This is a genomic window from Pseudonocardia sp. WMMC193 (genome assembly GCF_021728735.1).
Lineage (GTDB): Bacteria > Actinomycetota > Actinomycetes > Mycobacteriales > Pseudonocardiaceae > Pseudonocardia > Pseudonocardia oroxyli.
In genome coordinates, this window is the sequence record NZ_JAKKDO010000003.1 from 1288803 (window position 1) to 1302083 (window position 13281).

A 13281-nucleotide genomic window follows, 5' to 3' on the forward strand; every position below is an offset into this window, starting at 1 on the left:
TGGATCCGGGTTCGCCGGTGCTCGGCTCTGCCCGTCAGTCCGGTGTGCTCGGGGCGGGCAGATCGCGCTGCGGCCAGCCGAGCAGCCGGGCACCCAGCGCCGCGGCGTGCACGGTGAACCGTTGCGCGGGGTCGGTGGGGTCGTAGCCGGTCAGCTCGGCGATACGCTCGAGACGGTAGGTGACGGCGCGCACGGACAGGTGCAGCGTGCGGGCGGTCTCGGTCACCACGCAGCCGCTGGCGAAGTAGGCGTCCAGGGTGGCCAGCAGGGGGCCTGCGCCGCCGCGGGCCCTGCTCAGCGGGCTGACCACCGCATGGACCAGGTCGGTGATCGCCGGCTGGTCCCGCAACAGGACCCGGTAGATCAGCAGGTCCTCGGCGCGCACGACGGGCATCTCCAGCCGCAGTCGCTCCGCCATCCCCAACGCTTCCCGGGCCTCCTCGTACGAGCGGGCGATGCCGTACGACCCCGGGTAGGGGCGGCCGACGGTGACCCGCCAGGGCCCGCCGCGCGGTGCCCGCCGGAGATCGGCGTGCATCAGCTCTCCCAGGCCGCGCTGCCTGCCGGTCGGGGGTGTGGCGGGAGCGACGACGACGATGCTGCCGTCCTTGGTGGCGACGAGCACGTCACGGTCGCCGATGCCCTGCACGACGGCGCGTTCGAGGCTGCTCAACGCCGCTTCGGCGTCGGCGAGGCGCCCACTGGGTGCGGCCAGGGCGACCTGGTGGGGCTGGGCCATGTCCATCCCGAAGGGCTCGGCCCGCTCGACCAGCGCGCCGATGTCCGCGTCGCCGCGCAGGAGGTCCTCGATGAGTTCGCGGCGCAGCGTCTCCTCACTGCGCATCATGTCGCGACGTGCGGCCGTGTAGCCCTCGGCGAGGCTGGCCACCGCGCGGTCGACCGCGCGCATGACGGCCTCCGCGGCGGTGGCGGTGGTGGCGCTGTCCGGGAACCTCGTGACGGTGGGCAGCTCGCGCCACAGCCGCCACGCGGCGGAGAGGTACAGCTGCACCGCGTTGCCCGCCGAGACCCCCATCTCGGCGGCGCGACGGCCGTTGAGCCCGACCGCGTCGAGCTCCGCCTTCTCCGGGCGGCGACCGGTGGTCGCGGCGTCGACGAGGACGGCGAGGAAGCCGCCGAGCAGCTCCACCGGCACTCCGCCCGCGCCCCGCCCGGCCTCCTCGGCCACCCGCTGCACCCATGCGGGGTCGGCGAGCGGCGCGGGGGCCGTCGGCGGCTTCTCCGGCGGACGGGTCATCTCATCTCTCTCTCGCTGGGCCTCACGAGTGTGCGTGAGGCCCGGTCTGCTCGATCGCCGGGCCCCGGAGGTCTCGGGACGCCCCCACGGGTCATCCCACCTCCCGCAGGCACGCGAGGAAGGGCATGCAGGCACCGATCGCTCTCGGTCGGCCCACATGCCCTCGGCGGCCGAGGTGGCGTCCTCGGCATTCCTCAGCCTGCCCGCCGTGCGCCCGCGCGGCAGGTCACGAGTGCGGCGAAGATGTCCCCGCCGCGACTGCCGAACCTCGGCAATCCTGCCCGACGACCTCGTCGGGTCCGGAGAGCGCTGCCGCGTCCTCGTGAGACGGCCGGCTCGCGGCTGCGGCGGTCGAGGACCAGTCGTCAGGACGGTAGGGGGCGGCGCTGATCAGCGTGACCTCCATCGCGTGGCCGTTCGGAAGGGTGTAGCGCACCGTCGCGCCCTGTTCCCGGCCGGGGAGAGCCCTCCCGAGCGGGGAGTCCGGGGAGCAGATCATGAGCTCGGGCGGATAGGCCCCGTCCTCGCTGTGGGCGAGCAGGAACGTCTCGGTCTCCTGGTCGTCCTCGTAGCGGACGGTCAGGACCATTCCCGGCTCGGCCACCCCGTCATCGGGTGGGTCCTCGCCGACGACGGGGTTCTGCAGCAGCTCCTGCAGCTTCCGGATCCGGTTCTCCCGGTCGCGTCTCGCCGTCAACACCTGCTGGTCGGTGCTCGGGTCGGCACCGTCGCCCCGGGACATCCCGGCCGCGGAGCCGCCGGTGTCCGCCGAACGTCGACGCAGCAGCTCCACGAGCTCACGCTGCACCCGCTCGTAGGCGCTCTGCGCCAGCCACACCTGTTTCTCGGCCATCTGTCTCGTCTCCTCGGGATCGTCGGGGTGCGACATCGGCGCCGGGGCCGTCGAACGGCGGGCGCGGATGACGACGAGCACGGCCGCGACGAATCGGGACCGTGCTCGGAAGCGGTGGGAGCAGCGGCGGTGCCGGGACTCTCTCGGCTACTCGACGCTGCCTCTCCGTCCCCCGGCACGAGGCGGCACGGGGGTGGTGGAGCAGTGCCGGTGCCACCTCTACCACAGCGTCTGCCCGGGATCGCGAGATTGCCGAGCCCCGGAAGCCGGGAGCCGTCCGAGGTTGCGGCTCCGCGCCCTGCCCGCCGCTGCCGCCGCCGGGCAGGGTGGAGGACGGGCCCGCCGAGGGCGACATCGACTGCGTCACCGCCAGAGGTGACTGCGAGTGGAGACGAGGAGGAGATCGGAATGCTGGACGACGACGAACGGCACACGCCCGCGCAGCAGGACTTCCGGTGTCCGTCGGAGGAGATGACCGTGCCGCCGCCGCGCGGCGGGAGGCGGGTCGCGGTCGTCGGCGCAGGCATGGTCGGGTTGGCGACCGCCTGGTTCCTGCAGCAGCGCGGTGTCGAGGTCGAGGTCATCGAACGCCGCGAGGTGGCGGCCGGATCCTCGTGGGGCAACGCCGGGTGGCTCACCCCTGCCCTGACCACGCCCCTGCCGGACAGGTCGGTGCTGCGGTACGGGATGCGGGCCGCGCTCGATCCCACGTCGCCGGTGTACGTGCCGATCACCCTCGAGGCGAGCCTGTGGCGGTTCCTCGCCGGCTTCGCGCGCCACTGCACCACCCGGCGCTGGAGGCGGGGGATGGTGGCCTACCGCAGCGTCAACCGGCAGGCCCTCGACGCCTTCGACGAACTCGGAGCCGGGGGCGTCGACGCGCCGACCCGGCCCGCGGACCCGTTCCTGGTGTGCTTCGCCCGCGACCGCGAGAAACAGGCGATGCTCGACGAGCTGGGCGAGATCGAGCAGTGTGGACAGAAGGTCGGATTCGACGTCCTCACCGGCTCCGAGGCTCGCACGTCGGCCCCCGTTCTCACCGACCGTGTCACGTCGGCGGTGCGGCTGCACGATCAGAGGTTCATCGACCCGCCGCGCTACCTCGCCGCACTCGCCGAGGCCGTGCGGTCCCGAGGGGCCGTCATCACCGAGAACAGCACGGTCCTCGGCATCCGTGACGACGGTCGGCAGGTGGTCGTGCGCACCCGCAAGGGCGATCACCGCTACGACGCCGTGGTGATCGCCACCGGCGCGTGGCTGCCCGAGCTCGGCCATCCGTTCGGCGTCCGCATCCCCGTGCAGGCCGGTCGTGGGTACAGCTTCACCGTGCCCGCCGACCGGGTGCCCGAGGGGCCGATCTACCTGCCCACGCAGCGCATCGCGTGCACACCGATGGGGCGACGCCTCCGCATCGCGGGGATGATGGAGTTCCGCGGTCCGGACGAACCCCTCGACCGGCGTCGGGTCCACGCCATCGTGAACGCCGCGCGCCCCTTCCTCGACGGCGTCGACCTCGAGGACCGGCACGACGAGTGGGTCGGGTCGCGCCCGTGCACCCCGGACGGACTCCCGGTGGTCGGCCCGACCACCTCTCCGCGGGTCTTCGCCGCCGGCGGACACGGCATGTGGGGAATCGTGCTCGGCCCACTCACCGGACGTCTGCTGGCCGACGCGGTCGTCACCGGAACGGTCCCCGACGAGCTGCGCGCCTTCGGTCCACTGAGGTGACCGGTGGCCGACGCCGTCCGGGCGGCCCCGGCCGACCGGGCCCCGTCGCAGGGCCTCCCGCCCCTGCACACGACCGCGCGCTCCGACGAGCCTCGGAGTCGATCGGACGACCGAGCCGGGTCGTCCCCGTCGACAGGAGTGATCCGTGTGCCGCTACTGCGTGTCGGGGCGGGAGACCCTGTGCGAGACGCAGACCGACAGCGGCTACTCGGTGAACGGGGCCTGGGCGGAGATCCCCGCGGGACGGGTCCCGGCCCGGCTCGTCGGCGAGTTCTGGTGATCGTCCCCACGGCGGCGGCGTGGGCCGCGCGCCGCGCTCCGGTCCCCGAGCGGGCGGGTCCGGACGACCTGCGCGAGTCGGCCGTCGACCGCGCAGGCGTGCCGTGGCAGTTCGGGGTGCTGCTCGTGCTCGACCGGCCGCTCGACCCGGCGGAGGTCCGCAGGGTGCTGGCCGTCCGGATCCGGGCCGTGCCCCGCCTGCGGCGCAGGCTCGTGCGCACGCCGCCGCTGTGCGGGCGGCCGGTCTGGGTGGACGATCCCGGGTTCGCGATCGAGCGGCACGTGCGTGAGGTGCGGTGCGCGGGCCCGTTGACCGACGACGTGCTGCGGGACGTCGCGGTCCGGGCGGTCGGTACCCGGCTGTCGTGGCAGCGGTCGCCGTGGGAGGCGCTCGTGGTCACCGGCACGACGGGGGACCGCGGCGCGCTGGTCGTCGTCTGCCACCACGTCCTCGCCGACGGGATGGGCGGGCTCGCCGCCCTCGCCGCGCTGGTCGACGACGGGCTCGCCGTCGGGGACCCGCCCGCCCACGACGACGGCTTCCCGCGCCCGGCTCCCACCGTGGCGCAGCTGGTCGTCGACGCTCTCGCCACCCGCGCCCGGACCCTGCGGGACCTGCCCGGGGAGGTGCGGCGGATCCGCGAGGCGCTGGGCGAGCTGCGCGCCACGCAGGCGCCCCGCCCGCCGCGGTCCTCGCTCAACCGACCCGTCGGGGCCCGGCGGGCGCTGCGGGTCGTCCGGGTCGATCTCGGCGCCGTCCACGCCGCCGCCCATCGGCACGGCGGCACGGTCAACGACGTCCTCCTGACGGCGATCGGTGGGGCGCTCGGGGAGCTGCTGCGCGGGCGCGGCGACCAGGTCGACGAGGTCGTCGCCGCGGTGTCGATCACCGCCCGGCCGCGGGCGGACGCGACGCTCCTCGGCAATGCGGTGGGCGTGCTGCCCGTCGGGTTGCCCACCTCGGGGCCGCCCGCGGCCCGGTTGCGCGAGGTGGCCCGCCGGACCGCGACGGGGCGGCGGCGAGCCCGCGGCGCGTCCGCAGCCGTGCTCGGCCCGATGATCCGGCTCGCCGCCGCGGTGGGGGTCCTGCGGTGCATCGTGGACCACCAGAGGTCGGTCACGACGTTCGTCACGAACCTGCGCGGGCCGCGGGCGCCCCTGACCCTGCTCGGGGCCCGGATCGGGGAGATCGTGCCGATCACCACGACCACCGGGAACGTCCCGGTCGTGTTCGGCGCACTGTCCTATGCGGGCACCCTGGCCGTGACCGTGGTCGCCGATCCCGACGTGTGCCCCGAGCTCGACGCGCTGGTCGCGGCACTGCGCGCGGACCTGGTCGCCCTGCTCGCGGCCCCCGGGGTCCCCGACCACCGCGCCGGGGATCCCGGGCGCTGACGGGGCAGGACCGACCTCGACCGGCCGGGCGCCACCCGCTGCGTCCTGGCCGTGAGGGGCGCGGTCCGGCCCGGCGGACCGGCACCGCGCAGGTGCACGACCCGGTGGCCCCGGACCGGGCTGGGACCTCGCGGCGGACGTGAGGGGACTTCCGGCCCGTCCGAGGGGGCCGTGCGGTGCTGTCGTCGTGATCCGCGGGGGAGCCAGGATCGGGACGAGTCACCGGGAACGGCGGAGGGAGCGGTCATGCAGGCACACGGACCAGTCGTGGTGGGGGTGGACGGGTCGGCGTCGGGCTCCGAGGCGGTCTGCTGGGCGGCGCGGGAGGCGGTCCGGCGGCGGGTCGGGTTGCGGCTGGTGTCCGCGCTGGTCCTGCCCGAACCGAACCACCTCGGCAACCCCGGGCTGGGCACGTCGTACAAGCGGACGATGACCGAGGCCGCCGAGCAGGTCCTGGCGGACGCCGTCGCGCTCGCCCGCAGCGTCGAGCCGGGGCTGGAGATGGAGTCCGAACTGCGTTCCGGGTTCGCGATCCCGGTGCTGCTCGCCGAGTCGGACCGGGCCGGTCTGGTCGTGGTGGGGAGCCGCGGGCTCGGCGGCTTCACCGGGCTGCTCGTCGGGTCGGTCGCGATCGCCCTGGTCGCTCGCGGTGCGAGCCCGGTCGTCGTCGTGCGGGGGGACGCCGAGGAGGGCGCGGACGACACCCGGCCGGTCGTCGTCGGGGTCGACGGCTCCCCGGTCAGCGAGGAGGCGCTGGCCCTGGCGTTCGAGGAGGCCGCCCTGCACCGTGCGCCGCTGCTCGCGCTGCACACCTGGCAGGACGTGGTGGAGCTCGGCATCGCCGCGCTCGTCGACTGGAACGGCGTCGAGGCCGAAGAGCACGCGCTCCTGGCCGAGCGGCTCGCCGGGTGGGCCGAGAAGTACCCCGACGTGGAGGTCCGCAGGCGGGTCGTGCGCGACCGGCCCGCCGCCGAGCTGGTCGACCTCTCGCGCAGCGCGCGGCTGGTCGTCGTCGGCTCCCGTGGGCGGGGCGGGGTGCGGGGGCTGTTGCTCGGTTCCGTGAGCCACGCCCTCGTCCACCACGCGCAGTGTCCGGTCCTGGTGGCACGCCCGTCGTGACGGACCGGGTCGAGGACGCGGCCGCCACGCTCGGGCCGGGCCGGCCCCCGTCCGGTCCCGGCGGGCGGGCCACGCGACCGTGGTGCGGGGGTGGGCCGGGGCGGGCACGATCGGGGTGGTCACCGGATCGGCTGACCGGGGACGCGACGGAGGGCCCGTGTCGACTGCAGGAACGATCGTGGTGGGGGTCGACCCGACGACGTCGGCGGGGTTGGCCGCGGGCTGGGCCACCCGCCTGTCGGACACGGTCCGGCTGGTGCACGTCGCGGTGGACCGTCGGGTGCCGGAGTGGCTGCTCGGGCTCGGTGCGGCCACCGGGGCCGAGCCGGAGGTCGTCGCGGGGGACGCGGATCCGGACGCCGTGGCCGAGGTGCTGCGCGCCCGGGCGCGTGACGCGGCGATGCTCGTCGTCGGTGGTCACGGGCGCAGCGTCCACCCGGGTCTGCAGGCGGGGGACCTCGCCGCCCGACTCGCCGTGCCCGGTGGCCGTCGTGCACGGCGCGGAAGCCGAGTCCGCGCTGCCCGCCGCGGGCCCGGTCGTGGTGGGGATCGACGGCGGTCCGCCGGGCCGTGCGGCGCTCGACACCGCCGCCGATCTGGCGAGTGCGCTCGGCGCCGACCTCGTGGTCGTGCACGCCTGGACGGATGTCTCGCCGGGTGCCCACCGGCGGACCGAGGCTCCGCAGACTCTCGCGGAGCGCGGCCGGGAGGTGACCGAGGCGGCTCGCCGGCGCGTCGCGGAGCGGCTGCCCGGGCTGCGGGTCGAGACCGCAGCGGTGGAGGACACCCCGCTGCGGGCGTTGCTGCAGCGCGCGGAGGAGGCGCAGGTGGTGGTCGTGGCACCGCGGGTGGGGGCACCCCCGCCGGACGTCGCGGTGCAGGCCGGCTCGACGACGCGTTCGCTCGTCGCGTTCGCCCCCTGCCCCGTCGTCGTGGTGCCGCTGCCGGGCTGAGCGCGGACGGGGCGGGTGTGGGGCGGCCTGCAGGGTCGGACGGCCCGCATCCGCGGGGGCCGCCGCCCCTCGGGGCGCGGTCCTCCCGACGTCCCCGAGGCCCTGTGGCGGGGGGTCGTTCGACCCCCGCGGGGAGGGCGGAGAGCCGCAGCGCGGGGGTCCCGGGGTGGGCGACCGTGGGTCCACACACCCGTGATCGAGGGAGGACTCTCATGGACACGCTGCACGGTGGACCGGTGGTCGTCGGGATCGACGGCTCGGAGCCTGCGCTGCGCGCGGTGCGCTGGGCCGCGGTCGAGGCAGGACGGCGCGGCGTGGGCCTGCGTCTGGTCGCGGTGGTCGGGTGGACGGGCGTCACCCCGGTCGGCGTGGCCCCGCTCGGCGCGGAGTACGAACGCCAGGCCCTGCTGCGCCTCGCCGAGCACGCCGTGGTCGAGGCCGCGGACGTCGCCCGCGGGGTCGACGCCACGGTGCCGGTCGACCGCCAGGTACGCGACGGCAGCCCCGCGGTCGTGTTGGTCGAGGAGTCGGAGCACGCGGCGCTGCTGGTCGTCGGCAACCGCGGCCGCGGCGGGTTCGCGGGACTGCTGCTCGGTTCGGTCGGCGTGGACGTCGCCGCGCGCGCCGCCTGCCCGGTCGTGGTCGTGCGCGGGGACGTGCTCTCGCGGGGGCCGGTCGTCGTGGGCGTGGACGCCCAGCACAGCGACGCCGCGCTGGGTCTCGCCTTCGAGGAGGCGGCCCGGTACGGGGCCGCGCTGGTCGCGGTGCACGCCTGGAGCGAGACCACGCTCGACCCCTTCCTGGTCCCGTTCCTCGACTGGGACGCGATCCGCGCCGACGAGGAGGCGGTCGTGGCGCAGGCGCTCGCGCCGTGGACGGCGAAGTTCCCCGAGGTCGAGGTCCGTCCGGTCGTGGTGCGGGACAACGCCGCAGGCGCGCTGGTCCGCGCGGCGCAGGGCGCGGTGCTCGTGGTGGCCGGGACCCGCGGGCGCGGCGCGCTGCGGGGTGCGCTGCTGGGCTCGGTCAGCCAGGCGCTGCTCCACCACGCGCCGTGCCCGGTGGCCGTGGTCCGGCCCGAGGGGCAGCGGTGAACGCCACCGTCGTGCCGCCCCGGTCGGGGGGCCGCACCGGGCTCGTCGTCCTCCCGCCCGTGGTCGGGGAGCTCCGCGCGGTCCGCTGACCGGCGACGAACGGGCCCGGCATCCCCCTCGGGTACCGGGCCCGCCGCCGTGGAGCCTCGCCGCGGTCAGCGGCGGGCGAGCGTGTGGACCAGGTCGGTCGCGGTGAGGATCCCGGCGATCACGCCGTCGGGGCCCAAGACCAGCACGGCGTCCGACTGCTCCTGCAGCATCACCGCGGCCGCGGTGCTCAACGGATCGGTCGCGGTGACGGCGGGTGCGGAGCGCACCACGTCGAGCACCCGGAGGTCGGCGGTGCCCCAGGGGCCGCGGCGGGCCGCGAGACCGCGCAGGATGTCGGTCTCGGTGACCATGCCGGTGCAGCGGCCGTCCTCCATCACCGGCAGGTGCCGGACCCCGTCGGCGAGCATGAGGCGCAGTGCCGTGCCCAGGGGCGCGGCGGGGTCGATCGCGACCACGGTCCTCGACATGACCGCGCGGACGGGTGGCTGGTCGTCGAGCGTCTCCGGCGGGGCCGGACGCGGCAACGGATCGTGGATCATGGCACTCCTCGGGTCGTCGTCCCCAGGATGGCTCCGCGTGGGTCTGCCGGGCAGGGTCGCCGGTCCCGGGCCCCGGCCCTGACGTGCGGGTCCTTCGACCTCTGGCCGACCACCCGCCCGGGCCCGGCTCAGCGGCCCGGCAGCAGCCGCGCGACCATCCCGAGCAGGTCGGCGACCCGGTGCAGGTGGCCGACCTCCGGGTCGTGCCAGCCCTGGACGACGACCAGCTCGCCGCAGGACCGGACCGTGCCCAGGTCCACGCGGCAGGACTCGGCCGCGCCCAGCACGTCCCGGGACACCGTCGGCTCGTCGGTGGACGTCAGCAGGCCCTTGCCCGGGCCGTCCGCCGCCGTGCGGAGCACCCGCCGGAGCTGTCCGACCGTGGCGGGCGCGGGCAGCCGTGCAGTCACCTCGACCAGACCCGTGTCGACGACCGGCACCCGGAGGGCGGCCCCGGTGACCCGCCCCTCCAGCGCAGGCAGGAGGACGCCCACCTCCGTGCCCACCCGGCTCGCCGCGGGGACCAGGTTGACCGCGAGGTCGCGCAACAGCCGCGGGTCGTCCGGGTCGGCGGTGGAGGAGTGGCGTCCGCCGAGGGCGGTCACGCTCGCCGAGACGACCCCGAACGCCCGGTCCAGCGGTTGCAGCACCGCCGCCGCGCACACCGCGGCCGCCGAGGGCACGGACAGGACGCGGTGGCGGGTCGCGTCGTACTCGTCCTCGTTCAGCCCGGGGACGAGGGCGAGGTCGGCGTCGGCCGACTCCCCGAGGACGACGACGGACGCGACCCCCTCGTCGAGCAGCACGGGTGCGTCCACCGCCCGACCCGTCGCGACGACGATCTCGACGTCCGCCGACGGCCAGTGCGGGCGCTCGGCCCGCAGCACCCGGATCGTCCCGTCGTCGACGCCGAGATGGTCGCCGACGACCTCGATCCGGTGGTCCCAGGCCCCGTGCGTCGAGTCGTGGCGCAGCCGCGCGGCGAGCCTGCTCGCGGGGGCGTCGTCCCGGACCGCGACGATCTGCAGATCCGGGTCGTCCCGGTCGACGAGCGTGCGGAGGAGCTGCCTGCCGGGCCGGTCCATCCCGTCGAGGCCGATGCGGGCGCGCATCAGCGAGCGTCCCAGACCCGGTGGGCGCGCGCGGCGCACACCGACGGCAGCTCGGTCGTGCTGATCTCGACGGCGTCCGGCCAGGGGGCTGCCGCCTCCGCCATCGCGAGCGCGATCGCGGGGGTCGCGTCGGACACCGGGTGCCGCCGCGTGAGTATCCGCCGACCGAGCTGCTCGACCGGTGCGGTGCACACGAACTGCAGCAGCCGGCTCGAGGTCCGGGCCGCCACCTCCGCGGCCCGCTCGCGCCAGTGCGCGTCGGTCCACGAGGCGTCGAGCACGACCGACTCGCCCTGGCCCAGCAGCAGCTCGGCCCGGTCCAGGAGCTCGGTGTAGAGGGCGGCGGTGTGCTCGGCGTCGTAGAGCCCGCAGCCGAACGGGGCGCCCGCGGGCTCGGTCGGCGTCATCCCGGCCTGCTCCTTGCGCACCCGGTCGCTGGACAGCAGCACCGCGCCGGTCAGGTCGGTGAGATCACCGGCCACCGTGGACTTCCCGGTGCCCGGCAGGCCGCCGACCAGGGCCAGCCGGGGCTCGCCGCGGCCGAGGTGGTCCAGGGCCAGGGCGAGGTGGGCCCGCGCGGCCTCGGCGTCCGCCGGGTCGGCGGTCTGTGCGAGGCGCAGACAGTCGACCTTGGCGCGGACCATCGCCCGGTACGCGACGTAGTGGTGGCGCAGTGCCGTCGGAGCCGGGTCGGCGGAGAACTCGCAGTAGTCGTCGAGGAGCAGGTCGGCGGCCTCCGGGGCGCCGAGGTGTTCCAGGTCCATGGCCAGGAAGCACAGGTCGTCGAGCGCGTCGACGAAGCGGAGCCGGTCGTCGAAGTCGAGGCAGTCGAGCAGGCGCGGACCGTCCGCGAGGCAGAACACGTCGTCGGCCAGGAGGTCGCCGTGCCCGTCGACGATCCGGCTCTCGGCCGCGCGGCGGGCGAACAGCGGGCCGCGGCCGCGGAGGAAGCGGTCGACGAGGTCGCGGACCCGGTCGAGGTCCCCGCCCGGGAGCGGGGCGTCCCGGAAGGACCCGAGCTCGTCGAGGCTGCGGTGCCAGCGGCCGAGCAGCGCCTCCCGCGACCCCTCGGAGGTGATGGCGGGGGCCCGTTCGGCGGTGGTGTGGAACGCCGCCATCCGGCGCGCGACCTCGCGGAGCGGCTCGGTGAGATCGGCGCCTCGACGGACCAGTGTGGACAGCCGGGCGTCCTCCGGCATGCGGCGCATCACCAGGACCGGCTCGGCGCAGCCTGCGCCGGTCAGCTCGGCGGTCCCGAGGTAGACGTCCGGGGCGAGCCTGCTGTTGAGCAGGTGCTCGCGCGCGATCGCCGCCCGCCGCAGGGCGGGCGTGGAGAAGTCGCAGAACGCGGTCCGGACCGGCTTCTTGGTCTTGAGCGCGCGGTCGCCGGTCAACACCACCAGCCCGACGTGCGTCTCCCGCAGCGCGCTCACCGTGGACAGTGGCGTGGTCATCGTTCCTCCTGAGGAGCGGGTGTGGTGGCGACGGGACCGGCTCCGGGCCCGGTTCAGCGACGGAGCAGCACCGAGTCGAGCGGTCGACGAGGCGTGGCGGGCAGGGGTGTCGACCCGTAGGGCGGCGTCCCGACGCGGAGGACGAGCTGCGGTTGGTCGGCCACGCCCAGTGCGAGGCGCAGCCGCTCCCGCATGGCGGGCTGTTCGACGGCCTGGCTGAGCGTGGCGGTCGCGAGACCGACGCGGGTCGCGCCGAGCAGCACCGCGCTGGTGGCCTCGCCCGCGACGAGCCGGTCGACGCGGTCGTCGCGTGGGGTGGTCAGGACGAGCAGGAGCCCGCCGTCGGGCCCGAAGGCCTGCCGGCCGGTGAGCCTGCCCGCGGGGAACCGGGTGAGCTCGGGTTCGCCCGCGTGGGAGGGCACGGACGCGGCGGGGACGCCGTCGCGGGTGCCGGCGTAGCGGTGGGTCCAGATCAGCAGCTCCGCGAGGTAGCCGGGTTCGTGCCGCTGCCGGGCGGCCGCGTCCGAGAGCACCCCGTGCAGGCGGGTCAGCACGCCCGGGTCGGTCGCCGGGACGAGCCCGGCGCCGAACTCCGCCGCCCGCTCGACGAGCGCGGCGAGGCGGGCGGGCGGCACCGGGTCCGCCGCGTACCGGCGCCGGTCGGTCCGCCGCCTGCCGAGCTGCCCGAACAGCGCGGCGGCGGCGCGGTCCGGCGGACCGTCGACGACTCGGGCGGTGGCCAGGAGAGTGCGTTGCTCGGGATCGGGCAGCCGGTCCACCCGGAGGGCGATCCCCAGCCCGGCCGCGGCCACGACCAGGTGGTGCAGCACGGCCCCGCAGCTGATCAGCAGGTCGCGGTGGTCGGGATCGGTGCCGGGCAGGTGGCGGCTCGGGTCGGCATGGAGCTCGACCTCGCCGGTGCTCAGCCGGAACCGCCACGGCTGGGTGTTGTGCACCGAGGGTGCCTGCAACGCCAGCTCGACGGCCTGGCGCAGGGTCCGGTCCATCTCAGTGGGCCCGGCCCGCGGGACGTACCCGCGTGGTGACGTCCGGGGTCTGGGGGCTGGTCATCGTCGGCTCCTCCGTCCATCGCGTTCACCGCCCAGCGTCGTCCCGGTGCGCCCGGCGCCACGAGGGCCGAGGGGCACGGGTCCCCGGGACCCTCGACGAGGCGGAGCGGGACCAAGGTCCCCTCCGCGCCCGGCCGACCCGGTCCAGGATGGACGGGAGACTCGGAGGGAGCACGCCATGATCGAGGAGCTGGTCGGGCCACCGGAGGGGGCCTTCGGCCTGCGGGTCGGGGGCCGGCTGCCGGTCGAGGACGACGAGAAGGCCATCGGGCCCGTGATCGAGCACATCCGGTTCGTCGTCGGCCACCACTGGGGGATCCGCCGCCTCGCGCTGGTGAGCGACACCCCGGCCGCGTCCACCGTGGCCGCGGCGGGCTGA

Annotated in this window: 13 protein-coding genes; 7 read left to right on the forward strand and 6 right to left on the reverse strand. The window is 76.0% G+C overall.

Going from position 1 to position 13281, the window contains the following annotated elements:
• Positions 1 to 34: 34 nt before the first annotated feature.
• Together L3X23_RS07575 and L3X23_RS07580 are read right to left on the reverse strand one after the other, a co-directional pair.
• Positions 35 to 1258, reverse strand: coding sequence for a CdaR family transcriptional regulator (locus L3X23_RS07575; protein WP_237191389.1), 1224 nt, complete (start codon positions 1256 to 1258; stop codon positions 35 to 37).
• A gap of 226 nt (positions 1259 to 1484) precedes the next feature.
• A complete protein-coding gene (locus tag L3X23_RS07580) occupies positions 1485 to 2111 on the reverse strand; it encodes a GreA/GreB family elongation factor (protein ID WP_237191390.1) in 627 nt (208 codons plus the stop codon).
• Between the two features lie 408 nt (positions 2112 to 2519).
• On the opposite strand from L3X23_RS07580, the gene L3X23_RS07585 reads away from it, so the two are divergent.
• From L3X23_RS07585 to L3X23_RS07610, 6 genes are all read left to right on the forward strand, one after another.
• The gene (locus L3X23_RS07585) at positions 2520 to 3839 is read left to right on the forward strand and encodes an FAD-dependent oxidoreductase (RefSeq protein WP_308116879.1); all 1320 of its coding nucleotides are present in this window, start codon (positions 2520 to 2522) and stop codon (positions 3837 to 3839) included.
• Between the two features lie 145 nt (positions 3840 to 3984).
• The gene (locus tag L3X23_RS07590) at positions 3985 to 4119 is read left to right on the forward strand and encodes an alcohol dehydrogenase catalytic domain-containing protein (protein WP_237191391.1); all 135 of its coding nucleotides are present in this window, start codon (positions 3985 to 3987) and stop codon (positions 4117 to 4119) included.
• Positions 4116 to 5513: a wax ester/triacylglycerol synthase domain-containing protein gene (locus L3X23_RS07595; protein WP_237191392.1), complete on the forward strand. Its 1398-nt coding sequence runs from the start codon at positions 4116 to 4118 to the stop codon at positions 5511 to 5513. The genes L3X23_RS07590 and L3X23_RS07595 overlap by 4 nt, the downstream gene beginning before the upstream one ends.
• Positions 5514 to 5759: 246 nt before the next feature.
• Positions 5760 to 6632 (forward strand): universal stress protein, encoded by an 873-nt coding sequence (locus tag L3X23_RS07600; RefSeq protein WP_237191393.1) that lies wholly within the window; start codon positions 5760 to 5762, stop codon positions 6630 to 6632.
• 413 nt (positions 6633 to 7045) lie between these two features.
• Entirely contained in the window at positions 7046 to 7585 is a 540-nt protein-coding gene (locus tag L3X23_RS07605; protein ID WP_237191394.1) for a universal stress protein, read from the forward strand.
• Between the two features lie 212 nt (positions 7586 to 7797).
• Positions 7798 to 8676, forward strand: a complete 879-nt coding sequence (locus tag L3X23_RS07610) for a universal stress protein (RefSeq protein WP_237191395.1) — start codon at positions 7798 to 7800, stop codon at positions 8674 to 8676.
• A gap of 155 nt (positions 8677 to 8831) precedes the next feature.
• Here the strand turns inward: L3X23_RS07610 and L3X23_RS07615 are convergent, their stop codons facing one another.
• The 4 genes from L3X23_RS07615 to L3X23_RS07630 form a co-directional block, all read right to left on the reverse strand.
• Positions 8832 to 9266 (reverse strand): HPP family protein, encoded by a 435-nt coding sequence (locus L3X23_RS07615; RefSeq protein WP_237191396.1) that lies wholly within the window; start codon positions 9264 to 9266, stop codon positions 8832 to 8834.
• A gap of 128 nt (positions 9267 to 9394) precedes the next feature.
• Positions 9395 to 10378 (reverse strand): glyceraldehyde 3-phosphate dehydrogenase NAD-binding domain-containing protein, encoded by a 984-nt coding sequence (locus L3X23_RS07620; RefSeq protein ID WP_237191397.1) that lies wholly within the window; start codon positions 10376 to 10378, stop codon positions 9395 to 9397.
• A complete protein-coding gene (locus tag L3X23_RS07625) occupies positions 10378 to 11832 on the reverse strand; it encodes an AAA family ATPase (RefSeq protein ID WP_237191398.1) in 1455 nt (484 codons plus the stop codon). Before L3X23_RS07625 ends, L3X23_RS07620 begins: the two co-directional genes overlap by 1 nt.
• Positions 11833 to 11885: 53 nt before the next feature.
• A complete protein-coding gene (locus tag L3X23_RS07630) occupies positions 11886 to 12839 on the reverse strand; it encodes a nitroreductase family protein (protein ID WP_237191399.1) in 954 nt (317 codons plus the stop codon).
• Positions 12840 to 13080: 241 nt separating this feature from the next.
• Between L3X23_RS07630 and L3X23_RS07635 the strand changes: the two genes are divergently transcribed.
• On the forward strand, positions 13081 to 13281 hold the full coding sequence (locus L3X23_RS07635; RefSeq protein ID WP_237191400.1) for a hypothetical protein: 201 nt from the start codon (positions 13081 to 13083) through the stop codon (positions 13279 to 13281).